The 26,117-nt window shown below is 65.6% G+C and carries 25 protein-coding genes, 1 other RNA gene and 1 pseudogene; 22 read left to right on the forward strand and 5 right to left on the reverse strand.

Translation table 11 applies throughout. The annotated features are described in order from the left end of the window. Positions 1-15: 15 nt before the first annotated feature. From EV672_RS03040 to EV672_RS03050, 3 genes are read right to left on the reverse strand one after another with little or no spacing between them, the layout of a single operon-like run. Entirely contained in the window at positions 16-816 is an 801-nt protein-coding gene (locus EV672_RS03040) for a DUF268 domain-containing protein (RefSeq protein ID WP_208110688.1), read from the reverse strand. A 35-nt stretch (positions 817-851) separates the two neighbouring features. Further along, positions 852-1,658, reverse strand: a complete 807-nt coding sequence (locus EV672_RS03045) for an alpha-1,2-fucosyltransferase (RefSeq protein ID WP_166643422.1) — start codon at positions 1,656-1,658, stop codon at positions 852-854. A gap of 35 nt (positions 1,659-1,693) precedes the next feature. Beyond that, positions 1,694-2,533, reverse strand: coding sequence for a glycosyltransferase family 2 protein (locus tag EV672_RS03050; protein WP_133606080.1), 840 nt, complete (start codon positions 2,531-2,533; stop codon positions 1,694-1,696). A 231-nt stretch (positions 2,534-2,764) separates the two neighbouring features. On the opposite strand from EV672_RS03050, the gene EV672_RS03055 reads away from it, so the two are divergent. Then, entirely contained in the window at positions 2,765-3,238 is a 474-nt protein-coding gene (locus EV672_RS03055) for a hypothetical protein (RefSeq protein WP_133606082.1), read from the forward strand. A gap of 356 nt (positions 3,239-3,594) precedes the next feature. On the opposite strand, the pseudogene EV672_RS19200 reads toward EV672_RS03055, so the two are convergent. Further along, positions 3,595-3,768 (reverse strand): annotated as a pseudogene (locus tag EV672_RS19200) (PIN domain-containing protein); the annotation flags it as partial. 122 nt (positions 3,769-3,890) lie between these two features. Between EV672_RS19200 and EV672_RS03065 the strand changes: the two are divergent. The 11 genes from EV672_RS03065 to EV672_RS03115 all read left to right on the forward strand — a co-directional run bounded on the left by EV672_RS03065 (position 3,891) and on the right by EV672_RS03115 (position 12,447). Further along, entirely contained in the window at positions 3,891-4,109 is a 219-nt protein-coding gene (locus EV672_RS03065) for an antitoxin MazE family protein (protein ID WP_133606084.1), read from the forward strand. Beyond that, the gene (locus tag EV672_RS03070) at positions 4,106-4,432 is read left to right on the forward strand and encodes a type II toxin-antitoxin system PemK/MazF family toxin (protein WP_133606086.1); all 327 of its coding nucleotides are present in this window, start codon (positions 4,106-4,108) and stop codon (positions 4,430-4,432) included. The genes EV672_RS03065 and EV672_RS03070 overlap by 4 nt, the downstream gene beginning before the upstream one ends. A 92-nt stretch (positions 4,433-4,524) precedes the next feature. Next, complete coding sequence (locus EV672_RS03075; RefSeq protein ID WP_166643423.1) at positions 4,525-5,337, forward strand: glycosyltransferase family 32 protein; 813 nt, start codon at positions 4,525-4,527, stop codon at positions 5,335-5,337. A 137-nt stretch (positions 5,338-5,474) separates the two neighbouring features. Beyond that, the gene (pilB, locus tag EV672_RS03080) at positions 5,475-7,199 is read left to right on the forward strand and encodes a type IV-A pilus assembly ATPase PilB (RefSeq protein ID WP_133606090.1); all 1,725 of its coding nucleotides are present in this window, start codon (positions 5,475-5,477) and stop codon (positions 7,197-7,199) included. A 32-nt stretch (positions 7,200-7,231) separates the two neighbouring features. Continuing rightward, positions 7,232-8,449 (forward strand): type II secretion system F family protein, encoded by a 1,218-nt coding sequence (locus tag EV672_RS03085; protein ID WP_133606092.1) that lies wholly within the window; start codon positions 7,232-7,234, stop codon positions 8,447-8,449. Between the two features lie 18 nt (positions 8,450-8,467). Continuing rightward, positions 8,468-9,343, forward strand: a complete 876-nt coding sequence (locus tag EV672_RS03090; RefSeq protein ID WP_133606094.1) for a prepilin peptidase — start codon at positions 8,468-8,470, stop codon at positions 9,341-9,343. Continuing rightward, the gene (coaE, locus tag EV672_RS03095) at positions 9,340-9,951 is read left to right on the forward strand and encodes a dephospho-CoA kinase (protein ID WP_133606096.1); all 612 of its coding nucleotides are present in this window, start codon (positions 9,340-9,342) and stop codon (positions 9,949-9,951) included. The genes EV672_RS03090 and coaE overlap by 4 nt, the downstream gene beginning before the upstream one ends. 28 nt (positions 9,952-9,979) lie before the next feature. After that, the gene (gene zapD / locus EV672_RS03100) at positions 9,980-10,738 is read left to right on the forward strand and encodes a cell division protein ZapD (protein WP_133606098.1); all 759 of its coding nucleotides are present in this window, start codon (positions 9,980-9,982) and stop codon (positions 10,736-10,738) included. A gap of 34 nt (positions 10,739-10,772) precedes the next feature. Further along, positions 10,773-10,994, forward strand: coding sequence for a DNA gyrase inhibitor YacG (locus EV672_RS03105; protein WP_133606100.1), 222 nt, complete (start codon positions 10,773-10,775; stop codon positions 10,992-10,994). 84 nt (positions 10,995-11,078) lie between these two features. Further along, positions 11,079-11,243: a rubredoxin gene (locus EV672_RS03110; protein WP_133606102.1), complete on the forward strand. Its 165-nt coding sequence runs from the start codon at positions 11,079-11,081 to the stop codon at positions 11,241-11,243. 16 nt (positions 11,244-11,259) lie between these two features. Further along, on the forward strand, positions 11,260-12,447 hold the full coding sequence (locus tag EV672_RS03115; RefSeq protein ID WP_133606104.1) for an NAD(P)/FAD-dependent oxidoreductase: 1,188 nt from the start codon (positions 11,260-11,262) through the stop codon (positions 12,445-12,447). A gap of 61 nt (positions 12,448-12,508) precedes the next feature. On the opposite strand, the gene EV672_RS03120 is transcribed toward EV672_RS03115, so the two are convergent. Next, a complete protein-coding gene (locus tag EV672_RS03120) occupies positions 12,509-12,883 on the reverse strand; it encodes a DciA family protein (RefSeq protein ID WP_243738480.1) in 375 nt (124 codons plus the stop codon). Between the two features lie 27 nt (positions 12,884-12,910). On the opposite strand from EV672_RS03120, the gene EV672_RS03125 reads away from it, so the two are divergent. The 10 genes from EV672_RS03125 (at position 12,911) to ssrA (ending at position 25,977) form a co-directional block, all read left to right on the forward strand. Further along, positions 12,911-13,909: a M23 family metallopeptidase gene (locus EV672_RS03125; RefSeq protein ID WP_133606106.1), complete on the forward strand. Its 999-nt coding sequence runs from the start codon at positions 12,911-12,913 to the stop codon at positions 13,907-13,909. 19 nt (positions 13,910-13,928) lie between these two features. After that, positions 13,929-14,255 (forward strand): hypothetical protein, encoded by a 327-nt coding sequence (locus EV672_RS03130; protein ID WP_133606108.1) that lies wholly within the window; start codon positions 13,929-13,931, stop codon positions 14,253-14,255. A 147-nt stretch (positions 14,256-14,402) separates the two neighbouring features. Then, a complete protein-coding gene (locus tag EV672_RS03135; RefSeq protein WP_133606110.1) occupies positions 14,403-15,851 on the forward strand; it encodes a hypothetical protein in 1,449 nt (482 codons plus the stop codon). A 23-nt stretch (positions 15,852-15,874) separates the two neighbouring features. After that, positions 15,875-16,786 carry a metal ABC transporter substrate-binding protein gene (locus EV672_RS03140; RefSeq protein ID WP_133606112.1) on the forward strand — a complete coding sequence of 304 codons (912 nt, stop codon included), beginning with the start codon at positions 15,875-15,877 and terminating at the stop codon, positions 16,784-16,786. After that, positions 16,783-17,547: a metal ABC transporter permease gene (locus EV672_RS03145; RefSeq protein ID WP_133606114.1), complete on the forward strand. Its 765-nt coding sequence runs from the start codon at positions 16,783-16,785 to the stop codon at positions 17,545-17,547. The genes EV672_RS03140 and EV672_RS03145 overlap by 4 nt, the downstream gene beginning before the upstream one ends. Before the next feature lie 183 nt (positions 17,548-17,730). Then, positions 17,731-20,475 carry a preprotein translocase subunit SecA gene (gene secA, locus EV672_RS03150; protein ID WP_133606116.1) on the forward strand — a complete coding sequence of 915 codons (2,745 nt, stop codon included), beginning with the start codon at positions 17,731-17,733 and terminating at the stop codon, positions 20,473-20,475. Positions 20,476-20,621: 146 nt separating this feature from the next. Further along, positions 20,622-22,811, forward strand: a complete 2,190-nt coding sequence (locus EV672_RS03155; RefSeq protein ID WP_133606118.1) for a TRAP transporter large permease subunit — start codon at positions 20,622-20,624, stop codon at positions 22,809-22,811. Positions 22,812-22,897: 86 nt separating this feature from the next. After that, positions 22,898-24,127 carry a bifunctional glutamate N-acetyltransferase/amino-acid acetyltransferase ArgJ gene (argJ, locus tag EV672_RS03160; RefSeq protein ID WP_133606120.1) on the forward strand — a complete coding sequence of 410 codons (1,230 nt, stop codon included), beginning with the start codon at positions 22,898-22,900 and terminating at the stop codon, positions 24,125-24,127. A gap of 101 nt (positions 24,128-24,228) precedes the next feature. Beyond that, positions 24,229-25,518: an HD-GYP domain-containing protein gene (locus tag EV672_RS03165; RefSeq protein WP_133606122.1), complete on the forward strand. Its 1,290-nt coding sequence runs from the start codon at positions 24,229-24,231 to the stop codon at positions 25,516-25,518. Positions 25,519-25,605: 87 nt separating this feature from the next. Then, positions 25,606-25,977: a transfer-messenger RNA gene (gene ssrA, locus EV672_RS03170) on the forward strand. Positions 25,978-26,117: the final 140 nt, after the last annotated feature.

The following is a 26,117-nucleotide window of genomic DNA, read 5'->3' on the forward strand; positions in this document are numbered from 1 at the left end:
ACCGCACCAAAAGCATCAGGCCTTCTTGAAGGTATAGATGCCGCACCCGTATGAGACATCGGGGCGATCCGACTGCAGATCCACCTGCTTGTGCAGGTCACCGCGATCGTCCACATAGTCAAATCGCAGCAGGGACAACTGATCGGCTGGCGTGATCCAGTTGAAGATCTCCAGGGGATCAAACACCCTATGGGCATTGAAGTGAACCTCATTACCCTTGCCAATCGGAAAGCTGATATGAAGCGTTCCTGAGGGCTTGAGCATGCGAACGATGTTGCGAAACCCCTTGAGGTGTCCCGCCGGATCCAATGGATCGCCATAGCGTCCCAAGCCGAAATGCTCCAGCGCATGCAGGCAGGATATCGAGTCGGCAATACCCTCCTGCGCGTTGGCCTCGTCCATCAAATTGGCCTTGATGAAAGAGATGTTCTCGTGCCCAGTGTCACTGAGATCTCGGACATCGATCACCTCAATCTTGCGGAAAGAAGCCACATGGGCCACGAATCCGTCAACGCGTGACCCGATGTCAATGTGGCGCTGTGGATTATTCTGGTGGATCAGTGAAGCCACCAACAGATCCTGGTGAAAGTAGTGCCCTGTGGCCGTTCCCGCCTGGTCCTCATAGTCGGACAAAATGGGAAAATGGTGCGTGATGACGCCGCCAAGTTCCTGGAAGCGCTTCATGTCGTCGTTGTATCGTTGGTTAAGACGATTGTCTGCGGCGGGCCGTGGCTGCCCCCCCCAACGCAACAGCATCGCGCCGGAGGCAAGGCTCAAGCGCTTGAGTCGCTTCTGAATGGACTTGAGAAGTGGCATGAGTTCAATCCGAAAAAAGAATAAGGGCTGGCGACTCAAAGACGAACCCAACGACTGGGCACGATGTGCGACTGCGCAGCCGCTGGGTCAAGAAACCAGCATTGGGGCGCAATGGTGACCCCATCCGATGCGCCCAACCAAGCCCCCCACCAGCTGAAACTGCTGTTGGCAATGATGTGGTGACGACACAAGCTCATCAGCCAGATGTCCTGCGCCGGGCTGGAATTTTCGCACTCCACCAATGTGATGTTGCTTGGCAGATTCGCCTCCTGCTTCACCCACTGAGGGTCATCAGAAAACACATACAGGTCAAGCTCCCCAAACATCTGGCGCAGATGTTCAATGCCCGCATGGTAGTAACTGTTGGAGCAGGTGCCGTGGAACTTGGCGGCGGAGGGAAGACTGACATAGTCGCCTCGCCGGAAGTGCACCGAAACACTGTTGCTCGCCCCCCGAATGCGCTCAGCAATGCTGGCCACATGCGCATTGGGCTGCGCGGACAAAGCAAAATCCTTCAAAAGCTGCGGTCGTATCGACGAGAAAAAACGCTCCGACTGCCAGTGCCCCGAGATGCTGACATTACCTTTGATTTTGCGTGGCCACTCGCCCGGCACCTCACCCTCCTCCAGCACCGTCAACTTCGACCATTCGTCTGGATTCAAGTCATCCAGGGTTGCCCGGATTTTGAATGCATCCAGCCCATAAGCCCGGGGAGTGTGGTCCGCTTTGACATGAAGCGGGGCCGTGTCCAGCACCAAGTCGCCATGGAGGCGTGCGGCCAGAGCCCTGCCAGCTGCGTACTGGAACATCTGGTTTCCCAAGCCACCGATCAGCGAAGACACGATTTTTTTCCGCGGGAAAAGGAATCGAAACATGCTCACTTTGTCCCCATGCCTGTTGATGAATCACTGCGCCAAAACGCTGAAAGCTCGTCTGACACACCGATTTTGAAAAAAGCACACACACGCATCTGAAAATCACGATCATCATGGATGCTGACCCGATTTTCCAGATTGTAAAACCCCCCAACAAATTCCCAGGCAGACTTCAGAAAAGTGCAACCCGTCATGGTCATGTCGATCGAATTGTCGTGGCTGAAGTGCCTGGCATCATCGGGCCCATGCATTCGAAACCCAGATTGCGGCTGGTAATTGCTCTGACGCAAGGTCTGCGCCATGTGCTTTTCCGATTGCGGGAAATGATTGAAGAAACAAATGTGCTTGCCCCCCAACAAAGAAATATCTGTCTCTCCGAATTTCCCAAGAGCGTAACTCACCCAGGCTGGCAGCAAATAGTCATCGGCATTCGCAACGATGAACAAATTGTTTTCTGATTCGGCAATGGCTTTGTTAAGCGACCCCGCCTGACGAAGATTCACAGCATTGCGGATGACCTTCAACCCGTGCTTTCGTTGGAGGTTGTCAATGATCTCGCGTGTTTCGGCATTCGAATTGTCATCGATCACGGTAACCGGCACATTGACGTCTTGCAAAACATCGACCAAGTTGCCGATGAACGCACCGTGGTTGTAGCAAGGAATCAATATTTCAGGGCGTAACACACCTTCTCGTGGACCTGGCTGGCGATGCTGGTTCTGCTCGATGTAGCGCAGCATCTTGTCGTTCAGCGATGGCTCATGAGGGAGAGGAGGCTGCGCCTCCTTCACTTTCTTGCCTTTGAACCACTTGCGGAGAACCTTGAACCTTGCTTCACCCACGACACAGATCCTTTGTTTGATGCGCCCAGAGCCGGGTGGAGCAATTGTATTGACGCGCGCAAGTCCAAACGACCGTTGTCCACCAGCAGCCGACTGCCCCCCCGCCCCAGTCACCTCCGCTCACAAAATCCGCCCCAAAGGGTGATTCCCAACCTCCCTGTGCCTTCCTAAAGTGCCCCTCGGCCCGCCCATCTCGGCGGTCCGCAACCAAGCATTCACACAGGAATCACCATGTCCCAAAACCTCATTTCGCTCAGCCTGACCGACGCTGACTACGCCGAGATCGACGCCGCCCTGGCCGTGCTGGAGCGCCACTTCAAGTCGCTCATCGACCTGTCCATCGCCGAACGGCGCAGCCTCACCAAGATGGGCGACAAGTCCGAAGCCTTCTGCCGCCAGGCCCTGCGCGTGCTCGACCAGAACCGCCAGGTGCTGCCGCCCACCCTCGACCTGGCCGAAGCGCAGCGCGATCTGGCACAGCTCGACGCCCTCAGCAGCCGCGCCGTGCGCCTCGACGTGCTGCAAGGCAAGGTGGACGACAGCATCATCGCCCTGGGCAGCGACATCATGAGCGCCGCCCTGGAGGGCTACGCCCTGCTGCGCGTGGTCGGCGAAGGCTCGGGCCTGGAACACCTCCGCCAGGACATGTCCGCCCGCTTCTCGCGCCGCAGCACCACACCGAAAGAAGCCGTCGCCAAGGCCTGACACCCCGTCTGCAAGGCCCCAGGCCCTGCGCGCAGAGCTCCAAGCTCGGCCCGCAGGGCTTTTTGCTTTGCGCGCAAGGTTCAAAGGCTGGCGCGCGAAGCTCTGAACTCGGCACGCAAAGCTTGGTGCTCGGCCGGCAAAGCTCAAAGCTTTGCGCGCCGAGTGTCTGAACCTTGCCCGCCGGCTTCCAAGCTTTGCGAGCGAAGCCAAAAGCCCTGCGGGCAAAGCCCCGAGGTCGGCGCGCGAAGCCCTCCCACCTCGCGGTCCGAGTTCAGAGGCTTGCGCTCGAAGCTCAGATGTTCGCATTCCGGGCCATGCAGGCGCTTCACCGAGCAAATCGCGCCGGAAGGCGGGCGTCAAGCCTGTGCCGGCGCAAATGGGTTGAAAACGTCCAGCCCAAGCGCATTGAAGTCACTGACGTTCCTCGTTGCGACCGTCAAGCCGTGCACTTTCGCGGTGGCCGCGATCATGGCGTCTTCGTACAGCGTCTCGGATTTCCTGTGCATCAAGCGCGCCCAGGCCCTGAAGGTGTCAAACCACCTCTGGTGCGGTGACGAGGGTGCTGCTTTCGCGGTTGGGGGCGACGCGCAGAGCGCTGTTGCATGTAACGCACAAGGCCCGCACAATGCGGGCTGTAACGACAGGGTCTCTCATGACAAACGTCAACTCAAGGGTCAAGAAGCACCGCGAAGGCCTGCGCATGGCCGGCTTGCGTCCGGTGCAGATTTGGGTGCCAGACACGCGCCGTCCTTCGTTCACGGAGGAATGCCGTCGTCAGTCGCGCCTGGTGTCACAAGCAGACAAGGGCGATGCCGACATGCAGCAGTTCATGGCCGAGGCCTTGGCAGACGTGGATGGCTGGACGGAATGAAGCGGGGAGACCTCGTCCCCATCGCCATGCAGGGAGACTTTGGCAAACCAAGGCCCGCCCTGGTGGTTCAGGCAGACCAGTTCGACGAGCACGCCACAGTGACCGTGCTGCCGGTCACCAGTGCGTTGGTGGCTGCACCCTTGTTGCGCATCACGGTCCTGCCAGATGCCACCAATGGCTTGCACAAGCCATCGCAGGTGATGGTGGACAAGGCCATGACCGTGAAACGAGACAAGGTGGGGCCCACCTTCGGGCGCATCGATGTGGATGCCCTGGTGGAGGTTGAGCGCTGCCTGGCCGTGTTCCTTGGCATTGCCAAGTAGGCTCAACTCAGACGCAAGTGAGGCCCTCAACCCCGCAACACCACAGCGGCCGCCGGGTTACAGTGCGCCAGCCCACCCAGATGCCCCCTTCCGTGCAAGCCAGCCCAATCCCCCCCAGAGCGATCCCCCGCGTCATCCACCAAATCCTGCTGGACAAGCACCACATCGCGCCCAGCATCGCGGACAACATCGCCCGGCTGAAAGCCCTGAACCCCGGCTGGCGCCACGTGCTGTACGGCAACGACGAGATCCAGCAGCACATCGGCACGCACTTCGGTGCCGACGTGCTGAAGGCCTACAACAGCATCAACCCCCTGTACGGCGCCGCCCGCGCCGACTTCTTCCGCTACCTGCTGATGTTCCAGGACGGCGGCGTGTACCTCGACGTCAAATCGGGCTGCACCCAGCCGCTGGACAGCATCATCCGCTCCGACGACGAACTGCTGCTGTCGCGCTGGAACAACCAGCCAGGCGAGAAGTTCGCCGGCTGGGGCGCGCACATCGACGACGGCGTGCCCAGCGAGTTGCAGAGCTGGCACATCATCGGCCGCCCGGGCCACCCCCTGATGCAGGCCGTCATCGACACCGTGCTGGCCAAGCTGCGGGGCTACTCGATGCGCCGCGACGGTGTCGGCAAGTTCGGCGTGCTGCGCACCACCGGGCCGATCGCCTACACCAAGGCCATCGAGCCCCTACTGGCGCAGCACCCGCACCGCTTCTTCGACAGCGACGCCGCCGGGCTGGTGTACGTCGCCCTGGTGCTGCCACCCGGGCAAAGCTCGCACATGGGCCTGTTCAAGCAGCACTACACCCGGGTGAAGATGCCGCTGGTGTCCAGCGGACCGCAGCGGCCCTGGCATTACGCGCGTTACAAGGCGCTGCGCCTGCTGGGGCTGATGCGCTGATGCACCGATGCAGCCCGGCTCAATCAGCCCAGCAGACACCCGCCTTCTCCGGGCTTTCCCCTGGCTGCGCGCGTGGCACATTGCGCATCAAGCTGTACCATCAGCCGATTGTCTGACACCGCTTTTCCAAAGTCTTCATGGCAGCTGAGTCCACCCTGGCCGATGCTCCCGGCACGCTCTCAGGCGTGGCCCGGGTGCTGGTCAATGCCGGCAAGCTGGACGCCAAGTCCGCCGAAACCCTGACCCGCACCGCCCGCGAGCAAAAGCGCAGCTTCGTCAGCACGCTGGTGGGCAGCGGCGCCATCCAGCCCACCGACCTGGCGCAAACGCTGTCGCAGGCCCTGGCCGTGCCGGTGCTGGACATCTCCGCCATCGACGTGCAGCGCCTGCCCAAGGGCGTGATCGACAACAAGCTGTCGGCCCAATACCAGGTGCTGGTGCTGTCCAAGCGCGGCAACCGCCTCTTCGTGGCCGGCGCCGACCCGACCGACCAGGAAGCCATCGAGCGCATCAAGTTCGCCACCCAACTCACGCCGGAGTGGGTCATCGTCGAGCACGACAAGCTCGCCAAACTGCTCGAAGGCCAGACCGCCTCGGCCGAAGACCAGCTCAACGCCATCGCCTCGTCCGACTTCGAGTTCGATGTCACCGACGACGCCAGCCCCGCCCCCGAAGCCGATGCCGCGGCCACCGAGGTCGAAGACGCGCCCGTGGTGCGCTTCCTGCAGAAGATGCTGATCGACGCCATCAACGCGCGCGCCTCCGACCTGCACTTCGAGCCCTACGAGTACAACTACCGCGTGCGCTTCCGCGTGGACGGCGAGTTGCGCGAAGTGACCCAGCCGCCGGTGGCCATCAAGGACAAGCTGGCCTCGCGCATCAAGGTCATCTCCAAGCTGGACATCGCCGAAAAGCGCGTGCCGCAGGACGGCCGCATGAAGCTGAAGTTCGGCAACAAGGCCATCGACTTCCGCGTCAGCACCCTGCCCACCCTGTTCGGCGAGAAGATCGTGATCCGCATCCTGGACCCGTCTTCGGCCAAGCTGGGCATCGAGGCGCTGGGCTACGAGCAAATCGAGAAAGACCGCCTGATGAAGGCCATCGTGCGGCCTTACGGCATGGTGCTGGTCACGGGCCCCACGGGCTCGGGCAAGACGGTGTCGCTCTACACCTGCCTGAACATCCTGAACCAGCCCGGCGTGAACATCTCGACCGTGGAAGACCCGGCGGAAATCAACCTGCCCGGCATCAACCAGGTCAACGTCAACGACAAGGCCGGGATGAACTTCCCGACCGCGCTGAAGGCCTTCCTGCGCCAGGATCCGGACGTGATCATGGTCGGTGAAATCCGCGACCTCGACACCGCCGACATCGCCATCAAGGCCGCCCAGACCGGCCACATGGTGATGTCCACCCTGCACACCAACGACGCGCCCACCACGCTGACCCGCCTGATGAACATGGGCGTGGCGCCGTTCAACATCGCCTCCAGCGTCATCCTGATCACGGCGCAGCGTCTGGCGCGCAAGCTCTGCGAGGTCTGCAAGTCGCCGGCCGACTACCCCCGCGCGGCGCTGTTGCAAGCTGGCTTCAAGGAAGAAGAGCTCGATGGCAGCTGGAAGCCTTACAAGGCGATTGGCTGTTCATCCTGCAACAACGGTTACAAAGGCCGCGTCGGCATTTACCAGGTCATGCCCATCAGTGAGGAAATCCAACGGATCATCCTGACTCAAGGCACCGCCATGGACATTGCCCGTCAAGCCAAGGTCGAAGGCGTGCGAGACTTGCGCGAATCGGGCCTGGTGAAGGTCAAGGCCGGCCTGACCTCGCTCGAAGAAGTCATCTCGGTGACCAACGAGTAAGCCCCCGCAGATACCTGTCACGGAGCCCCGACATGGCCACGGCAACCGCCAAAAAACCCCAGGAAGCCATTTACGAATGGGAAGGCAAGGACCGCCAGGGCAAAGTCGTGCGCGGTGAAATGCGTGCCGGCGGCGAGGCCGTGGTGGGCGCCACGCTGCGCCGCCAGGGCATCCTGGTGCAGAAGGTCAAGAAGCGCCGCCTCAAGACCGGCGGCAGCGTCAAGGGCAAGGACATCGCCATCTTCACGCGCCAGCTGGCCACGATGATGAAAGCCGGCGTGCCACTGCTGCAGTCCTTCGACATCGTCGCGCGCGGCAGCACCAACCCCCGGGTCACCAAGCTGCTCAACGACATCCGCGGCGACGTGGAAACCGGCACCAGCCTGTCGTCGGCCTTCCGCAAGCACCCGATGCACTTCGACGCCCTGTACTGCAACCTGGTGGAAGCAGGTGAGGCGGCGGGCATCCTGGAAACCCTGCTGGACCGCCTGGCCGTCTATCAGGAAAAGACGCTGGCCATCAAGCAGAAGATCAAGTCGGCGCTGACCTATCCGATCGCCGTGATGGTCGTGGCCTTCGTGGTGGTCGCCGTCATCATGATCTTCGTGATCCCGGCGTTCAAGGAAGTGTTCACCTCCTTCGGCGCCGACCTGCCCGCCCCGACGCTGTTCGTGATGGCGATGTCAGAGATTTTCGTGTCGTACTGGTGGGCGATCTTCCTGACCATCGGCGGCAGCATCTATTTCTTCCTGCAGACCTGGAAGCGCTCGGAGCCCATGCAAAAGCGCATGGACCGCCTGCTGCTGAAGATGCCGATTTTTGGCGACCTGCTGTTCAAGTCGGCCGTGGCGCGCTGGACGCGCACGCTGTCCACCATGTTCGCCGCGGGCGTGCCCCTGGTCGAGGCGCTGGACTCGGTCGGTGGCGCCGCGGGCAATGCCGTGTTCGCCGAAGCGACCGAGCAGATCCAGAAAGACGTCTCCACCGGCACCAGCCTGACCAACGCCATGATGGCGGCCAACCTCTTCCCCAACATGGTGCTGCAGATGTCGGCCATCGGCGAAGAGTCCGGCGCGCTCGACCAGATGCTGGGCAAGGCGGCCGACTTCTACGAAGAAGAGGTGGACGAAGCGGTGAAGTCGCTGTCCAGCCTGATGGAGCCCTTCATCATCGTGATCCTGGGCACCATCATCGGCGGCATCGTCGTGTCGATGTACCTGCCCATCTTCAAGATCGGCCAAGTGGTTTGACGACGGGCCCGACACCGCATGCAGTTCGATGACGTGTGGCCGGTGCTGACCGGCGTCCTGCTGACCCCCTGGGGCCTGGCCGTGCTGGGCCTGTGTGTGGGCAGCTTCCTCAACGTGGTCGTCCACCGCATGCCGCTGATGCTGGACGCGCAGTGGAAGCGCGATGCCGCCTACACCCTGGGTCAGACCGTGCCCGAGCCCGACCCGGCCCAGGCGCTGAGCCTGTCCAAACCGGCCTCGCGCTGCCCGGCGTGCGGCCACCAGATCCGCTGGTACGAGAACATCCCGCTGTTGAGCTGGCTGGCCTTGCGCGGCAAGTGCTCGGCCTGCGGCACGCGCATCTCGGTGCGCTACCCGCTGGTGGAGCTGCTCACCGCTGGCCTGTTCGCCTGGTGCGGCGTGCATTTCGGTGCGCAACCCACCACGCTGCTGTGGTGCGGTTTCGTGGCCGTGCTGGTGGCCGCATCCCTCATCGACTGGGACACCACCCTGCTGCCCGACGACCTCACCCTGCCCCTGCTGTGGGCCGGCCTGCTGGTGGCCGCCCTGGGCTGGAACCTGCCCCTGAAAGACGCCTTCTGGGGCGCGGTGGCGGGCTACCTCTCGCTGTGGTCGGTCTATTGGCTGTTCAAGCTGACCACCGGCAAGGAAGGCATGGGCTACGGCGACTTCAAGCTGCTGGCCGCGCTGGGCGCCTGGCTGGGGGCGAGCATGGTGCTGCCCATCGTGCTGGGCTCGTCCGTCATCGGCGCGGTGGTGGGCATTGGCATGAAGGTCACAGGGCAGTTGCGCGAAGGCGTGTACGTGCCTTACGGGCCCTTCCTCGCAGGCGCGGGCCTGGTCGTCACGCTGGCCGGGCCTCAGCAGGTGCTGGCCTGGATGGGCTGGGCATGAAGCCCCGCCTTGTCATCGGGCTGACCGGTGGCATTGGCAGCGGCAAGTCCACCGTCAGCCAGATGCTGACCGAGCTGGGCGCCCACCTCGTTGACACCGACGCCATCTCCCGCAGCCTCACTGCGCCCGGTGGTGCGGCCATTCCCTTGATCGCGGCGCAGTTCGGCGACCACCTCATCGACGCGCAAGGCGCGATGGACCGCGGCCGCATGCGCGAGATGGCCTTCGCCGACCCGAGCGTCCTGGCACGGCTGGAAGGCATCCTGCACCCGCTGATCGGGCAGCACGCCGACGCCCACGCCGGCCTCGCCTTGCCAGACCAACACATCGTCTATGACGTGCCGCTGCTGGCCGAATCCAGCCAGCGATGGCGCGACAAGGTTGACCGCATCCTCGTGGTGGACGCCGAGCCCGACACCCAGATCGCCCGCGTGATGGTGCGCTCGGGCTGGCCGCGCGAGGCGGTGGAGGCGGTGCTGGCCAAGCAGGCCACGCGCGAGGTGCGCCGCGCGCTGGCCGACCACGTCATCCTCAACGAGGGTTTGAGCCTGGAAGAACTTCGCGCCGAGGTCCATAAGCTCTGGCGGCTGTGGAACAATGGCGCCTGAGCGTTTTCAGACGTTTTCAGGTGGCGCGTTGATCCTCTACGAATACCCCTTCGGTGAAAGCATCCGCACGACCCTGCGGTTGGAACACTTGTTCGACCGTCTCACCACGCTGATGTGGCGTGAAGACCCGATCGATCACCACTTTGCGCTGGCCTCCATCTTCGAGATCATGGACGTGGCCGCCCGCGCCGATCTCAAGAGCGACCTGCTGCGCGACCTGGACCGCTACAAGGCGCAGTTCATGTCCTGGCGAGGCAACCCGGCCATCCAGGAAGGTGCGCTCGACGAGGTGCTGGCCCGCATCGAACACGCGCACCATGGCCTCAATCAGGTCAGCGGCAAGGCGGGGCAGAGCCTGTCCACCAACGACTGGCTGATGGGCATCCGCAGCCGCATCAGCATTCCCGGTGGCACCTGCGAGTTCGACCTGCCCTCCTACTACGCCTGGCAGCACGAAGCCGCCGCCAAGCGCCAGCAGGACCTGCAGCAATGGGTGAGCACGCTGGCGCCGTTCGCCGAAGCCGTCAAGCTGGTGCTGGGCCTGCTGCGCGACACCGGCCAGCCGCACATGGTGGCCGCGCCCTGTGGCCAGTACCAGCAGAACCTGAAGGATTCGCGCAGCTACCACCTGCTGCGCCTGCGCATCGACCCAGGCCTGGGCTTGGTGCCTGAAATCAGCGCCAACCGCCTGATGGTGTCCATCCGCCTGATGCGCCCCGATGCCGAGGGCAAGCTCAAGATCGCCTCGGACACCGACGCCAGCTTCGAGCTGACGCTGTGCGCCTGACCCCGAGCCCCTGCCCGCCCCTCGCCTGAGCACCATGTCGTCCCCTGAACCCCAAGGCGCCACCGGCGCGCCCCAAGGCCTGCAGGTGCGCTGCCCGTCCTGCGGCGTCATGCACACCTACAGCACCGACAACCCCTACCGCCCGTTTTGCGGCAAGGGCTGCAAGGCCATCGACCTGGGCGCCTGGGCCAGCGAGAGCTACCGCGTCGAGGCCAAGCCCACGACGGAAGACCTCCTCGACGATCCGGGGACGTGACGCACAGCCCCCCTTTTTGACGCCGGCACGCCCTGCCCATCGGGCGGGTGTGCCTCAGAATCCACCCCCGTTTTGGAAGAAACCATGAAGACTTATCAATGCGTTGTGTGCGGCTTTGTGTATGACGAAGCCAAGGGCCACCCGGAAGACGGCATCGCGCCCGGCACCAAGTGGGAAGACGTGCCCGCTGGCTGGGAATGCCCGGACTGCGGCGTCGGCAAAGCCGACTTCGAAATGATCGAAATCTGAGCCTGGAGCACAGCGCATGCATGAAGCGGTCGTGATCGTCGGCGCCGGCCTGGCGGGCTACAACGTGGCGCGCGAGTTGCGCAAGGCCGATGCGGCCGTGCCCATCGTGCTGGTCAGCCGGGACCACGCCGGCTTTTACTCCAAGCCCATGCTGTCCAACGCCCTGGCCAGCAAGAAAACGCCGGCCACGCTGGTGATGAAATCGGCCGAGAAGATGGCCGAGGAAGTCCAGCTGCGCGTGGTGGCCCACACGGCCGTCACCGCCCTGGACACCACCGCGCGCACGCTGACGCTGTCCAGCGGCGAGGTGCTGCCCTACCGCGACCTGGTGCTGGCGCTCGGCGCCGACCCCATCCGCATCCCGCTGCAAGGCGATGCCGCCGACACCGTGGTGTCGGTCAATGACCTCGACGACTTCGCCCGCTTTGCCGAGCTGCTGGACAGCGCCGCGGGCGGCCAGGCCGTCCAGCGCGTGGCCATCCTGGGTGCCGGCCTGATCGGCTGTGAGTTTGCCAACGACTTGCTGCACCGCGCCATCCAGCCCACCGTGCTGGACCTGGCCGAGCGCGTGCTGCCCCGCCTGCTGCCGCCCGAGGCCAGCGCCCGCCTGCAGGCCAAACTGCAGGAAGGCGGCGCGAGCTTCCGCTTCGGTGTGGGCGCCGTGGCCGTGAACCGCGCGCCAAACGGCCAGGGCCTGGTCGTGACGCTGTCCGACGGCAGCACGCTGGACACCGACCTGGTGCTCTCGGCCATCGGCCTGAAGCCGCGCACGCAACTGGCGGCCGACGCCGGCATCGCCGTGGGCCGCGGCGTGCAGGTCAACCGCGAACTGCGCACCAGCGTGCCGCACGTCCACGCCATCGGCGATTGCGCCGAGGTGGACGGCCACCTGCTGCCCTATGTGCTGCCCCTGATGGCCCAGGCCCGTGCCCTGGCCGCCACGCTGGCTGGCAAGCCCACGCCCGTGAGCTACCCGGCCATGCCCGTCGTCGTGAAGACGCCGGCCTGGCCCACCGTGGTCTGCCCGCCACCCGCCGAGGCTCAGGGCCAATGGCAGGTCAGCGAAACCGACGAAGCCGTGGAAGCGCGCTTCGTGGGCACCGCCGCCGATGGCAGCGGGCTGCTGCTGGGTTTTGCCTTGCAAGGCAAGGCCGTGTCACAGCGTCAGGCCCTGGCCGCGCAGGTGCCGGCCCTGCTGGCTTGAATGGCAGGCCCGAACTGCGGGCCTGAACTGCCAGCCTGAGCACCACCCCAGCGCCAAGGCCTCAGCCCGACTGGCTTTGGACCTTGACGCGGATTGCGGTAACCTTGAGCCCACTGTCGGCCAGCGCCATCGCCAAGCGAGGCTGAAGCTGGCGCAATTTGGCCGACACGGCCGCATTGGCCGCCAGCAAGGTCCAACCTTCTTCGTCCAGCGGGCCCGCTTTGACGTGCGCTGCCAGCGCAGGTGGCAGGCATCGCTTGACCGCCGCCAGACAGGCCTGTGAAGCCTGCAGGCGTTGCAACAGGCCCGCCAGTGGCGCGGCGCGGTCGAGGGCGCGGGCCAGCGGTGGCACGTCGGGCACCATCGGCTTCAAGGTGGCCGTGGGCGCGATGTAGATGTGGCGGCGATCGGGCCGCGGCGGGTCGCTGGCGCTCATGGTGTCATTTCAGCAAGGACGAGCTGCATGCAGATTCTCATCACGACCAGCGTGCTGTCCAGGCCCCGGGTCGTGCAATTCACCCCCTGGCGCCTGGCCCTGGCCCTCTTGGCCCTCACCCTGCCGCTCATGGTGGTGAGCCTGTTGTTGTACCACGCGCTGCTGCTCAAGGCAGCGCACGAGCACTGGCCCATCATTTCGGAAGCGGTGCGCTTCGTGGAGCGCCAGGAGTTGGCCCAGCGCGACCGCTACATGCGCGAAAACCTCGACGCCATGGCCGTGAAGGTGGGCGAAATGCAGGCCCGCATGATGCGGCTGGAGGCGGTCAGCGAGCGGGTCGCCGGCATGGCCGGCCTCAAGCCGGACGAGCTGAAGAAAATCGAGGCTGAAACGGGCGCAGCAGCCGGTGGCCCCCTGGTCAGCCTGGCCGAGGCCAACCGCGATGAGCGCCGCACCTCCAACCAGCTGCTGCAGGATCTGAACACCCAGATGGACAGCTTGCAGGGCCTGGGCGACCGCCATGGCGACGTGCTCACGCTGATCGAATCCCACCTGTTCGAGAAGCGCCTGGACGCCCTGATGGTGCCCAGCATCGCGCCGGTCGATGGCCCGGTGGGCTCGGGTTTCGGCTTCCGTGCCGACCCTTTCACCCACCGCGCGGCCCTGCACACCGGCCTGGACTTCCCCGCCGAACCTGGCACCCCCATCCTGGCCGCGGCCGGCGGTGTCGTGCTGTCGGCCGAGCCGCATCCGCAGTACGGCCTGCTGGTCGAGCTGGACCATGGCAACGGCCTGGTGACGCGCTACGCACACACGTCGAAGATGCTGGTCAAGCCGGGCGACCTGGTCAAGCGCGGCCAGGCCATCGCGGCGGTGGGCAACACCGGGCGTTCCACAGGCCCGCACTTGCACTTCGAGGTGCTGGTGGAGGGCGTGCAGCAGAACCCCGCGCGCTTCCTGAACGCGGCTTTGGCGGCACCCGCCGCGCCGACTTCACAAAAGAGCAACGCACGTGGGGTAAATTGACGCGATGTTGTTCTCTGGCATGCGCTCATGGCTGTCGCGACGCGGTGCATCCGGTGCACGCGTCTGGCTGCTGCATGCCCTGGCCGCGCTGGTGCTGCTCACGCAGCAAGCCGGTGTGCTGCACAGCATCCAGCACGAGCGGCGCGACGAGGGCGCAGCCACCCACAGCGTCTGCAAAATCTGTCTGGCCTTCCACGCGGCCGACCACACGGTCGCCACGCAGCCCACCACCTGGGTGGGCGCACAGGCCGATCACCTCCTTTCGGAGCACCACGGGCAAGCGCAATGCGCCACCGGGATTTTTGCGGGCTTTCAGCCCCGTGCACCGCCGCACGGCCTGAGCTGAGACACCCGCCTTGAGCACGCTGTGCGGCGCGATGCGCCCACAGCATCCGTGCTCGCCCGTCTGACCTGGCCATCCCCGCTTGTCGCCACGCCCCAGTAGCTTGGCGCGTTTGGCATGGGGGCCAGTGCCCATCCTGAGAGTTTCCGAATGTCCTTCCTCCGACACCCCACCCGGCTGGCGCTCGCCGCCGGCTTGCTGCTGAGCACCACGGCGCATGCCCAGGGCAAAGCACCCACGCTGGACGCCAACGGCCTGCAGCAGTTGCGCCAGCAAATCGACGAACTCAAGCGCAGCTACGACAGCCGCATCCAGGCCCTGGAGTCCCAGTTGCAGCAAGCGCAGCAGCAGCTCACGCAACAGGCTGCGCAACAGCAAAGCACCGCGGCGGCCGTGGCAGCAGCCACGACGTCACTGGCTGCGCCAAACACCACCATCGCCGCAGATGGGGCTGGTGCGGCTTCCGGCGGCGCCAACCGCTTCAACCCGGCGGTCTCGCTCATCCTCACGGGCGGCTATGCGGGCCTGTCCAAGAGCCCCGACACCTGGCAGCTCAGCGGCTTCCTGCCCAACGGCGGCGAGATCGGTCCCGGCAAGCGCGGCTTCGGCCTGGGCGAGTCAGAGCTGACGCTGAGCGCCAACATCGACCACCTGTTCTACGGCGCCGTCACCCTGGCGGTGTCGGGCGAAAACACCATCTCGGCCGAAGAGGCCTTCCTGCAGACCACCGCGCTGCCGGCAGGCCTCAAGCTCAAGGCGGGCCGCTTCTTCGCGGGCCTGGGCTACCTCAACCAGCAGCATGCCCACAACTGGGACTTCATCGACGCACCGCTGGCGCAGCAAGCCTTCCTGGGCGGACGTCTCCAGCAAGAAGGCGTGCAAGCCCGTTGGGTGCTGCCGCTGGAGCGCTACGTGGAGTTGGGCCTGGAGCTGGGCAACAGCAATGGCTTCCCAGGCAGCGAGCGTGACCGCAACGGCACCGGCGCCACACTGCTGTCCGCCCACACCGGCGGCGACATCGGCTTCAGCCACAGCTGGCGCGCAGGCGCGTCCTGGCTGCAGACGCGCGCAGATGGCCGCGAGTGGACCAGCACCGACCCGATCGACTCCGCCACCACGTACACCAACACCTTCAGTGGCCGCAGCCGCATCTGGGCGCTGGACGGCGTCTGGAAGTGGGCGCCCAATGGCAACGGCCGGGTCACCAACTTCAAGCTGCAGGGCGAGTACTTCCGCCGCACCGAGAGCGGCCAGGTCGCGTTCGACACCGCCAGCCTCAACAGCATCGACAGTTACCGCTCGGCGCAATCCGGCTGGCACCTGCAAGGCGTCTATCAGTTCATGCCGCAATGGCGCGTGGGCCTGCGCCACGACCGCCTGGACAGCGGCCGCAACGACTTTGGCGTCAACGCCCTGAGCCTGGCCCTGCCCTCGCACAAGCCCCAGCGCGACACCCTGATGGTGGACTGGTCGCCCAGCGAGTACAGCCGCTGGCGCCTGCAGTTCAGCGACGACCGCGCCCGCCAGGGTGTCACCGACCACCAGATCTTCCTGCAATACCAGATGAGCCTGGGCGCCCACGGCGCGCACAGCTACTGACCGCACACGAAGGACACACCACCATGATGAACAAGACCTCGCTGCTGGGCATGAGCCTCACCGCTGCCCTCGTCAGCATCGCCCTGCCCGCCCGCGCCCTCAAGGTCGTGGCCTGCGAACCCGAGTGGGGTGCGCTGACGCAAGAGCTGGCCGGCGAGCACGCCAGCATCTACGTGGCCACCTCGGCCCTGCAGGACCCGCACCACATCCAGGCCCGCCCCAGCCTGATCGCCGCCGTGCGCAACGCCGAACTGCTGGTGTGCACCGGCGCCGAACTGGAGGCGGGCTGGCTGCCTGTGCTGCTGCGCCAGGCCGGCAACGGTGCCGTGCAAGTTGGCCAGCCCGGCATGTTCTACGCCGCCGATTTCGTGCGCAAGCTGGAAGTGCCCACCCGCCTGGACCGGGCCGACGGCGACGTGCACGCCTCGGGCAACCCACACATCCACACCGACCCGCGCAACATCGCCGCCGTGGCCCCGGCCTTGGCCAGGCGCCTGAGCGAGCTGGACCCGGCCCACGCGGCCGACTACGCCAAGCGCCTGGCCGACTTCCAGGCCCGCTGGGGCCAGGCCACACAGCGCTGGACCCAGGCCGCAGCGCCGCTCAAGGGCCTGCCCATCGTGGTGCAGCACAAAGGCTTCCCCTACCTGGAGAACTGGCTGGGCCTGCAGCAGGTCGCCACGCTGGAGCCCAAACCGGGCGTCGAGCCCAGCAGCAGCCACCTGTCCTCGGCGCTCGGCAAGCTGCAGCTGCAGCCGGCCAAGCTCATCGTGCGGGCGGCCTACAACGATGGTCGCAGCGCCCAGTGGCTGGCCGAGCGCACCCAGCTGCCCGTGGCCGTGTTGCCTTTCACCGTGGGCGGCAGCGAGCGCGCCAAAGACCTCTTCGGCCTGTTCGATGACACCGTGGACACCCTCCTGAAAGCCGCGAAGTGACCCTTGGCATCGATTGGGGCATCGTCGGCCCCGCCCTCATCGCCGGCCTGCTCGTGCTCGCCACCCACGTGCCCCTGGGCCTGCAGGTGCTGCGCAAGGGCATCGTCTTCATCGACCTGGCCATTGCACAAATCGCAGGGCTGGGCGTGATCGCGGCCGACGCGCTGGGCTGGGAGCCGCAAGGCTGGGCGGTGCAAGCCTCGGCCATGACGGCGGCGGTGGCCGGCGCCCTGCTGATGACCTGGATGGAGCGCCGCTGGCCCGACATCCAGGAAGCCCTGATCGGTGCCTTGTTTGTGCTGGCCTCCAGCGTGGGCATTCTGCTGCTGGCCGGCAACCCGCATGGCGGCGAGCACCTGAAAGACTTGCTGGTGGGGCAGATCCTGTGGGTGACGCCCGGTCAGCTCTGGACCGAGGCCGGCCTGACCGCCGTGCTGCTGGCGCTGTGGTTTGGCCTGGGGCCCCGGCTGGGCCGCGTGGGCTTTTACCTCTTGTTCGCCGTGGCCGTCACGGCTTCCGTTCAACTGGTGGGCGTCTTCCTCGTCTTCAGCAGCCTGATCATGCCGGCGCTGGCCGTGCGCCACGCCACCGCACGCTGGCAACTGCCCCTGGCCTGGCTGGGCGGTGCCCTGGCCTACGCCCTGGGCCTGGCCCTGTCTGCCGTGCTCGATCTGCCCTCCGGTGCGGTGGTGGTGCTGGTGATGGCCGGCGTCTGCAGCGGGGTCGCGGTCGGCCTGTCCCTGCGGCGCGCGGCCGCCTGACCCCTGCCCCCAGAAACCCCGTAACCCCCGGAACCGAGGGCTGGCCAACCCTGCCACGCTCTGGTCACCCCCCGGTGCTACACTTTTTGGCTTTGGTTGACTGGGCCACGTGCGTGCCCGCGTCAACCGCGCAGCTTGCCTGCGCACCCCCGACCCGCACCGCACGACCGGATTGACCGCTCCATGTTGCCCAAGCTTCTCACCTCGATTTTCGGTAGCCGTAACGAACGCCTGCTCAAGGAATACCGTCGCACGGTCACCAAGATCAACGCGCTGGAGTCCAGCTTCGAGCCGCTGACCGACGAGCAATTGCGCGGCAAGACCGAAGAATTCAAGCAGCGCATCGCCCAGGGCGAAGCACTCGACGCCATCCTGCCCGAGGCCTTCGCCGTGGTGCGCGAGGGCTCCAAGCGCGTCTTCAAAATGCGCCACTTCGACGTCCAGATGCTGGGCGGCCTGGCCCTGCACAACGGCAAGATCGCCGAGATGCGCACCGGCGAAGGCAAGACCCTGACCGCCACCCTGCCCGTGTACCTGAACGCCCTGACCGGCAAGGGCGTGCACCTGGTGACGGTGAACGACTACCTCGCGCGCCGTGACGCCGAGTGGATGGGCAAGCTCTACACCTTCCTGGGCCTGAGCGTGGGCATCAACCTGCCCCAGATGCCCCGCGAAGACAAGCAAGCCGCCTACGCCGCCGACATCACCTACGGCACCAACAACGAGTACGGCTTCGACTACCTGCGCGACAACATGGTCTATGAAGTGGCCGACCGCGTGCAGCGCGGCCTGAACTTCGCCATCGTGGACGAGGTGGACTCCATCCTGATCGACGAGGCCCGCACGCCGCTGATCATCTCCGGCCAGGCCGAAGACCACACCGAGATGTACGTGAGCATCAACGCCGTGGTGCCGCGCCTGAAGAAGCAGATCGGCGAGGCCGACCCGCGCACCGGCGAGGGCGTGATCGAACCCGGTGACTTCACCGCCGATGAAAAATCCCGCCAGGTCTTCCTGACCGAAGCCGGCCACGAGAACGCCGAAGCCCTGTTGCTGGAAGCCGGCCTGCTGGTCGAAGGCGCGTCGCTGTACGACGCGGCCAACATCACGCTGATGCACCACCTGTACGCGGCCCTGCGTGCACACCACCTGTTCAACAAGGACCAGCATTACGTGGTCCAGCAGGGCGAAGTCGTCATCGTGGACGAATTCACCGGCCGCCTGATGTCGGGCCGCCGCTGGTCGGATGGCCTGCACCAGGCCGTCGAAGCCAAGGAAGGCGTGCAGATCCAGGCCGAGAACCAGACCCTGGCCTCGATCACCTTCCAGAACTACTTCCGCATGTACGGCAAGCTCGCCGGCATGACCGGCACGGCCGACACCGAAGCCTACGAATTCCAGGAAATCTACGGCCTGGAAACCATCGTCATCCCGCCCAACCGCATCCTGGCGCGCAAAGACCAGCTCGACCTGGTCTATAAGACCGCACAAGAGAAGTTCAACGCCATCGTCGGTGACATCCGCGACTGCCACGAGCGCGGCCAGCCGGTGCTGGTGGGCACGACCTCCATCGAGAACTCCGAGCTCATTGCCCAGCTGCTCACCCGCGAGAAGCTGCCGCACCAGGTGCTCAACGCCAAGCAGCACGCCCGCGAGGCCGACATCGTCGCCCAGGCCGGCCGCCCAGGCATGATCACCATCGCGACCAACATGGCCGGCCGCGGCACCGACATCGTGCTGGGCGGCAACGTCGAGAACGACATCAAGCTGATCGAGGCCGACGCGTCCCTGGACGACGCCGCCAAGGAAGCCAAGATCACGGCGCTGAAGGCCGAGCAACAGGTGCTCAACGCCAAGGTCAAGGAACTGGGCGGTCTGCGCATCATCGCCACCGAGCGCCACGAATCCCGCCGCATCGACAACCAGCTGCGTGGCCGTGCCGGCCGCCAGGGCGACCCCGGCTCCTCGCGCTTTTACCTGTCGCTGGACGACACGCTGATGCGCATCTTCGCCGGTGACCGCGTGCGCGCCATCATGGACCGCCTGAAGATGCCCGAGGGCGAGGCCATCGAGGCCGGCATCGTCACGCGCAGCATCGAGAGCGCGCAACGCAAGGTCGAAGGCCACAACTTCGACATGCGCAAGCAGCTGCTGGAGTACGACGACGTCTCCAACGACCAACGCAAGGTCATCTACCAGCAGCGCAACGAGATCCTGGAAACGGTGGATGTGACCGAGTCCATCGTCAACCTGCGCAAGGGCGCCATGACCGACGTCGTGCGCACCTTCGTGCCCGCCGACAGCCTGGAAGAGCAGTGGGACCTGCCCTCGCTGGAGAAGACGCTGGCCGACGAATGGCAGCTCGACGTGGACCTGGTCAAGTGGATCGACGCCCAGCAGGCCGCCGAAGCCGACGACGTGCTGGAGCGCGTGGTCAAGGCCGCCGACGCGGCTTACCAGGCCAAGGTCGAGGCCGTCGGCCGCGAGCAGTTTGTCTCCTTCGAGCGCATGGTGCTGCTGCAGTCCATCGACACCCACTGGCGCGAGCACCTGGCCGCCCTCGACTACCTGCGTCAGGGCATCCACCTGCGCGGCTACGCCCAGAAGAACCCCAAGCAGGAGTACAAGCGCGAGGCCTTCGAGCTGTTCGGACAGCTGCTGGACGTGGTCAAGATGGACGTCACCCGCAAGCTGCTGACCGTGCGCGTCCAGAGCCGAGAAGAGGTCGAAGCCGCTGCCCAGGCCATCGAGCAACGCGGCGAAAGCTTCATCAACGTCACCTACACCCATCCCAACGAGGATGGCTCGGTGGCCACCGAGACCGACCCGGCCACCGCCGCCCAGCCGGTGGCGCGCGTGGGCCGCAACGATCCCTGCCCTTGCGGCAGCGGCCAGAAGTACAAGAACTGTCACGGCAAGCTGGGCTGAGCACGGCGCCTGACGCCCTCGGCTCACACCCACCGACAAGGCCCTCCGCGGGCCTTGTTGTCTTTTCGGGCCGGAACGTGTCGAACCCTGTCGCATTTTCAACCACATGACAAGAGGCGCCAAGACGCGCCCTGACTGGAGCCACCTTGAGCACATCGCGCCCCACCCACCCGCTGGGTTCCTCCTGGCTGAGCCGCCTGACCACCCTGGCCACGCTGGCGTTGCTGCTCCTGACCCTGGTCATCAGCACCGGCGAGATGGTCCACGGCCAATTGCTCAAAGTGGGCGAAATGGTGTTCAACGACCCCGCCCACCAGGTCCAGTACTTCCTGCTGAGGGCCGACCCCGAGAAACCCGCCTGTGACCCGACCGTCAACGTCGATCGGGAGATCGCCCGCCAGGCCGCAGCAGCCGCCAGTGGCGCCACCACCAGCCCCAAGCCGGACGACCTCGACGACCTGCTGGGCGCCAAGACCTTCGACGAGGCCGCGACGCGCGCCTCCTTGTCGGCCACCGTGCAGAACTGCATCGAGCGCCACGCCCTGCACAACAGCCTCGTCGCCCACATCACGCCGCAGCTGAAGGCCTTCCGCGCCCTGGAGACCAGCTTTTTCGGTCTGTTCCAGTTCGGCAGCGACAACCGTCCCCTGATCCTGCTGCTGCTCATGGGCGTGACCATCCTGGCCACCACCGTGGGATACCACCACATCAGCCTGGTCGCGCCCCGCCACCCGCGCGACTTCAAGGTGCAGGCCTGGACCATGCTGGCCGCCTCGTCGCTGTCCATGTGGTCAGCGGTGCGCTACTACCAGATCTCCGGAGACTCCGGCGTGCCCATCGAGGACCCGCACATCCACTTCGGCTGGATGCTGATGTTCGGCTCGCTCATGCTCGTCAGTGCCTGGCAAACCCTGCGCCCCCACCGGCCTGACAACAGCCAGCAACTGGGCGAAGGCAGCTGGCTGAACGCCCTCAAAGCCGTGCCCCTGGCCGGCCTGATGACCTTGAGCTCGGCGCACTACTTCTTCAGCACCGACCACCCCTCAGGCCTGGCCATCTACACCAACGCGCTGATGGAGTTCCCGAACCTCCCGCTGCAGCTGGCCTTGTTCATCTGGGGCGGCATGTTGTTCAAGCAAAGCCGCATGGTGGACGTCTTCATGAACTTGTTGCGGCCGTGGAAGCTCTCGCCCGAGGCCCTGACTTACATCATCTTGCTGGCAGCCGCCATCCCGACGGCCTACACGGGCGGCTCAGGTGCCTTCGTGATGGCCGCAGGCGCCATCACTTACCACGAGATCCGCGCGGTGGGCGGCAGCAGCCAGTACGCCCTGGCGGCCACCGCCATGTCCGGCTCGCTGGGTGTGGTGCTGCGCCCCAGCCTGCTGGTGGTGGCCATCGTCGCGGTCAACAAGGAAGTCACCAGCGACGAGCTGTTCCACTGGGGCTTGTACGTCTTCTTCCTGACCTCGACGCTGTTCTTCGTGGCCTCGCAAATGCGCCGCGAACGCCACACCATCGAGGTCGCTCCCGCACGCCAGGCCCTGCCGGCCATGCTGCGCCAGGTCCCCACGCTGCTGCCCTACATCGCCGTGGTGGCGGCGGTCATCGCTTTCTACGATGGGGTGCTGGACGCTTCACTCAACGAAATCACCGCGCCCATCATCATGCCGGTGATGATGATCTTCATCGTCGTCTTCGACAAACTGCTGCTGGCCCGCGGCTTCGGCCCCAAGTCCGAGCACCTGGCCTTCGCCATGCACCGCGAGAAGGGTGTGAGGTCGTCGCTGGGCGTGGCCACCGTGGAAACGGTGGAGCACCTCGGCGGCTACATGTTCCTGATCCTGCTGTCCCAGGCTGCTGGCGGTGTCATCGAGCGGTCGGGCATCATCCACCTCGCCCCCGACGTCTTTGACAGCGCCTGGACCGCCATGACCTTCATGTCGATCAGCCTGGTCGTGCTGGGCATGTTCATGGAGCCGCTGGGCGCCATCTTCCTGGTCTCGGGCACCCTGGCGCCGCTGGCCTACAAGAGCGGCATCGACCCGGTTCACTTCTGGGTGATGGTGCTGGTGGCGTTCGAACTCGGCTACCTGATGCCACCGGTCGCCCTCAACCAGCTGCTGGCCCGTCAGGTGGTGGGCGACGACCTGATGGCGGCCGCCGACAAAGAGGTGGCCTCGCAATCGTTTTACCGCCGCTACGAGCGCTGGATCCTGCCCTGTGCAGTGATGACGTTGGGGCTGGTCATCGTGTCGTTCGCACCGCTGGCCGTGACGTCCGTCCCCGAGCTGCAGGCATGGTTCAAAGGCTGGATGCTGCCCTCACAACCCTGAGCGCCCGCGCGCCGGGACGGCAGGGGGCCACGCCATGCTGCACAATCGGGTTTCCCCTCCGCAGCACGCCTTGAAGCCCGCACACCATGCCTGTCAACCTGACCGCCCCGAACCCCTCTGACCTGCACCCTGTGCCCGGCGTGAAGCTGGGCATCGCGATGGCCGGCGTGCGCAAGGCCAACCGCCGTGACCTGACCGTCGTCACCCTCGACGAAGGCAGCGCCGTGGCCGGTGTGTTCACCCAAAACCGCTTCTGTGCCGCGCCCGTGCAGCTGTGCCGCGAGCGCCTGGCCGGCCGCACCGACATCCGTGCCCTGCTGATCAACACCGGCAACGCCAACGCCGGCACCGGCGAAGACGGCCTGGTGCGCGCCCGCGCAAGCACCATCGCCCTGGCGCGCCAGCTGCACCTCTCGCCCGAACAGATCCTGCCGTTTTCCACCGGCGTCATCATGGAAACGCTGCCGGTCGAGCGCATCGAAGCCGGCTTGCCCGCCGCCATCGCCGACCTGAAAGCCGACAACTGGGCCGTGGCCGCCGAAGGCATCATGACGACGGACACCCTGCCCAAGGCCGCGTCCCGCCAGATCACGATCGGCGGTGCCACCGTCACCATCACCGGCATCAGCAAGGGCGCCGGCATGATCAAGCCCAACATGGCGACCATGCTGGGCTACGTGGCCACCGACGCCAAGGTCGCGCCCGGCCTGCTGCAGGCCATGGTGACCGAAGCCGCCGACGCGTCCTTCAACCGCATCACCATCGACGGCGACACCTCGACCAACGACAGCTTCGTGCTGATCGCCACCCGCCAGGCCGCCCACGCCGAAATCACCGACCTGAACAGCGCCGAGGGCCAAGCCCTGCGCGCCGCCATCGTGGCCGTGTCGCAGCAACTGGCCCAGGCCATCGTGCGCGACGGCGAAGGCGCCACCAAGTTCATCACCATCACCATCGAGGGTGGCCGCGACAAGGCCGAGTGCGCCAAGGCCGCCTACGCCATCGCCCACTCGCCGCTGGTCAAGACCGCTTTCTTTGCCTCCGACCCCAACCTGGGCCGCATCCTGGCCGCCGTGGGCTACGCCGGCATCGACGACCTCGACCAGAGCCTCATCGAGCTGCACCTGGACGACGTCCACGTGGTCACGAAAGGCGGCCGCCGCCCCGAATACACCGAAGCAGACGGCCAGCGCGTGATGAAGCAATCGGAAATCACCATCCGCGTCGGCCTGAGCCGCGGCACCGCCTCGGCCACCGTCTGGACCTGTGACCTGTCCCACGACTACGTCACGATCAACGCCGATTACCGCAGCTGATGGGCCGCTGACACCGCCGTCCTCAGGGTAAAGCCGCTCAAGCCCGGGCGGCGCGGGCCGATATCCTCGACACGCCATGCTGTGGCGCACCAGGAGACCCCATGTCCCTAGCCCTGACCGACGGCGGTTTCCAGACTGCCAACCCCCACGCCCTGGCCATCATCCTGGAGGCCAGCGAAACCCGGTCGATCATCGCTGCGCGCGACATCTTCGACATCCACGGGATGAAGCTGTGGGCGCGCGACCAGCCGGTCTCCCGCGAGCTGCAGCGCAGGCTGATGGACCGTGCCCTTCAGCATCCGCTGGAGACCTGCCTGATCGCCGAGAACGGCGTCACCGCCGAAGCCCTGCGCCTGGCCGTGCGGCAGCTCATCGAAGAAGAAGGCCCGCTGGCACCGCTGCTGCGCCAACACGCCGCGGCCTTGCAACACGGCGCCGAGGCCGTGCGCCTGCACCCGGTGGCCCAGCTGCTGCTGAGCGCCAGCCAGAGCGCCCGCCCGCAAGCCTTTGCCCACGCCGTGGAGGCCATGGCGGTCGCTGGCGCCCTGATGCATGCCCAGACGCTGACGCGTGGCGCCGACGCCCGCCTGGTCGTGCTGGCCATGACGGCCGGCTTGCTCCATGACATCGGCGAGATGTACATCGCCCCCGAATTCGGCGAAGCCGATGCCGGCAAGGCGCTGGACGTGGCCACCTACCGGCAACTCGTCGTTCACCCGCACATCGGTCAGCTGCTGCTGTCCCAGCTGACCGACTACCCGAAAGACATCGTCCGCGCCATTGCAGAGCACCACGAGCACCTCGACGGCTCGGGCTACCCCCACCGCCTGCAGGGCGATCAGATCTCACCCCTGGGCCGCCTGCTGGCCGCCACCGAGATGGCCCTGGCCGCCTTGCGCCAGCCCGGCGCCAACCTGCACCACGCCAGCGTGGCCCTGCGCGTCGTGCCCGGCGAGTTCGACGAGCACCTGGCCGGACCGCTGGCCGCGGCCGCGCGCATCGTCACGCCCCTGGTGACGCGGCACTCCACCGAAGACCTGCTGCACCACATGGCCCAGCTCGACTTCGCGCTGCAAGGCGCCCTCAATCGCCTGGACACCGCCCTGCCCCCGGACCCCAGCCCCGGCTTGCAACGCGCCGCCGACCTCAGCCGCCACCTGCTGCACAAGCTGCGCCAAGGCTGGAACGAGAGCGGCCTGTGGAGCCCGGGCGCCATCGGCGTGGACCAGATCGCCGAAGCCGAGGCCGTGCAAGACGCCTTGCGCGCCCGCCTGCACACCATCGAACGCATGGCGCGCCTGAGTGCCGGCGAGCTGTCTGCCGACGACGAGGAGGTGCTCGACCAGCTGTGCCGCAGCCTGACCGCCGATGTGAAGGCCGATGCGAGCTGACGCCCCTTGAAAAGCCTCCGCGGCACCCCAGATGACAGATATGTCAGCGGCGGCGGGTCATACCGCCTACAATGGCACTCTCTCCCTGGGGCCGACCTGGTTTCGACGTTGGTGCGGATTCGGGACAGGGCATGTCGAGCACCAGTCAGCTCGTAAATCCATCTGGAAAAAAACCAAACGCCAACGATCAATCGTTCGCACTCGCCGCTTAATACCGGTGAGCCTCGCAACAGTCGGCCCATGGGCTGGGTCTGAGCCGCAAGGCAAGGACTGCGAGGTCACTTTCATGGGCTGGGTCTGCACCGGGTCACTCGGTACAGGTCGAGATTCAGTGACTGGCTGGACTGGTAGCGTGCTGCTGCGCGATCAGGACGGTGAGAATCAAATCAGACAGCTAAACATGTAGATCTGCTCGTTGATGGCTGACGGACGGGGGTTCAATTCCCCCCGGCTCCACCATACACCCGCCTCAAGCACCCCTCTTGAGGCCCAAAAAGCCCTGAGTCACACCGACTTGGGGCTTTTTTCTTGTGGCAAACGCCGCATTGAAATTTCACATCGTGCGCAAATAACGCCTCGCATTACGCGCGTTTCACGAA

This window comes from Aquabacterium commune (genome assembly GCF_004362855.1).
Classification (GTDB): domain Bacteria; phylum Pseudomonadota; class Gammaproteobacteria; order Burkholderiales; family Burkholderiaceae_C; genus Aquabacterium; species Aquabacterium commune.

Bases quoted from the DNA above. Each gene is read 5' to 3' on its own strand.
- EV672_RS03040 (WP_208110688.1), bottom strand. From the start codon at position 816: ATGCCACTTCTCAAGTCCATTCAGAAGCGACTCAAGCGCTTGAGCCTT.
- EV672_RS03055 (WP_133606082.1), top strand. From the start codon at position 2,765: ATGTCCCAAAACCTCATTTCGCTCAGCCTGACCGACGCTGACTACGCC.
- EV672_RS03065 (WP_133606084.1), top strand. From the start codon at position 3,891: ATGACAAACGTCAACTCAAGGGTCAAGAAGCACCGCGAAGGCCTGCGC.
- EV672_RS03070 (WP_133606086.1), top strand. From the start codon at position 4,106: ATGAAGCGGGGAGACCTCGTCCCCATCGCCATGCAGGGAGACTTTGGC.
- pilB (WP_133606090.1), top strand. From the start codon at position 5,475: ATGGCAGCTGAGTCCACCCTGGCCGATGCTCCCGGCACGCTCTCAGGC.
- EV672_RS03085 (WP_133606092.1), top strand. From the start codon at position 7,232: ATGGCCACGGCAACCGCCAAAAAACCCCAGGAAGCCATTTACGAATGG.
- EV672_RS03090 (WP_133606094.1), top strand. From the start codon at position 8,468: ATGCAGTTCGATGACGTGTGGCCGGTGCTGACCGGCGTCCTGCTGACC.
- coaE (WP_133606096.1), top strand. From the start codon at position 9,340: ATGAAGCCCCGCCTTGTCATCGGGCTGACCGGTGGCATTGGCAGCGGC.
- EV672_RS03105 (WP_133606100.1), top strand. From the start codon at position 10,773: ATGTCGTCCCCTGAACCCCAAGGCGCCACCGGCGCGCCCCAAGGCCTG.
- EV672_RS03110 (WP_133606102.1), top strand. From the start codon at position 11,079: ATGAAGACTTATCAATGCGTTGTGTGCGGCTTTGTGTATGACGAAGCC.
- EV672_RS03115 (WP_133606104.1), top strand. From the start codon at position 11,260: ATGCATGAAGCGGTCGTGATCGTCGGCGCCGGCCTGGCGGGCTACAAC.
- EV672_RS03120 (WP_243738480.1), bottom strand. From the start codon at position 12,883: ATGAGCGCCAGCGACCCGCCGCGGCCCGATCGCCGCCACATCTACATC.
- EV672_RS03125 (WP_133606106.1), top strand. From the start codon at position 12,911: ATGCAGATTCTCATCACGACCAGCGTGCTGTCCAGGCCCCGGGTCGTG.
- EV672_RS03130 (WP_133606108.1), top strand. From the start codon at position 13,929: ATGCGCTCATGGCTGTCGCGACGCGGTGCATCCGGTGCACGCGTCTGG.
- EV672_RS03135 (WP_133606110.1), top strand. From the start codon at position 14,403: ATGTCCTTCCTCCGACACCCCACCCGGCTGGCGCTCGCCGCCGGCTTG.
- EV672_RS03140 (WP_133606112.1), top strand. From the start codon at position 15,875: ATGATGAACAAGACCTCGCTGCTGGGCATGAGCCTCACCGCTGCCCTC.
- secA (WP_133606116.1), top strand. From the start codon at position 17,731: ATGTTGCCCAAGCTTCTCACCTCGATTTTCGGTAGCCGTAACGAACGC.
- argJ (WP_133606120.1), top strand. From the start codon at position 22,898: ATGCCTGTCAACCTGACCGCCCCGAACCCCTCTGACCTGCACCCTGTG.
- EV672_RS03165 (WP_133606122.1), top strand. From the start codon at position 24,229: ATGTCCCTAGCCCTGACCGACGGCGGTTTCCAGACTGCCAACCCCCAC.